This is a genomic window from Xanthomonas sp. GPE 39 (genome assembly GCF_000963005.1).
In the GTDB taxonomy this organism is placed as follows: Bacteria; Pseudomonadota; Gammaproteobacteria; order Xanthomonadales; family Xanthomonadaceae; genus Xanthomonas_A.
This window is the reverse complement of the sequence record NZ_JZHZ01000007.1, coordinates 143,653-144,188: the sequence shown is the minus strand read 5'-3', so window position 1 is coordinate 144,188 and position 536 is coordinate 143,653. Positions and strand designations below refer to the sequence as shown.

Genomic DNA, 536 nt, shown 5'->3' with positions numbered 1-536 from the left:
GGCGATGGCGGGTTCGACATCAACGTGCACGGCAACACCGACCTGAAGGGCGCAGTGATCGCGAGCACGCAGGGCGCTATCGACCAAGGCCGCAACCAACTGACCACCGGCACGTTGACGGTGGCCGACATCACCAATACCAGCCATTACAAGGCGACGGGCATGACCCTGTCCGGCGGGTATGCGGCGGGTGGTAGCAGTGGCAAAAGTGATGGAGGTAATCCTCAAGGCAGCGACACAGCCGGCAGCCAGACCGCCTCGACATCGGGCCAGAGCGGCGGTTTGTCGTGGCAGGATCAGGGCAACGGTGTGCGGGGAACCGGTGGCGGCTACGACAGCAAGAGCGGCAGCCAGACCTCGATCACACACAGCGGGATCAGCGGTGGCGCACTGACCATCACCGATGCAGCGGGCCAACAGGCCAAGAGCGGACAGAGCGTGGCCGACACGCTGGCGGCACTCAAGCGCGACGTGCATACCGGGGACAGCGGTAATGGCTTGGTCAAGGACTGGAACGGGCAACAACTGCAACAGCA

The 536-nt window shown here is 64.2% G+C and carries 1 pseudogene; it reads left to right on the top strand.

Going from position 1 to position 536, the window contains the following annotated elements:
• Positions 1–536, top strand: a pseudogene (locus XALGPE39_RS15890) (hemagglutinin); the annotation flags it as partial.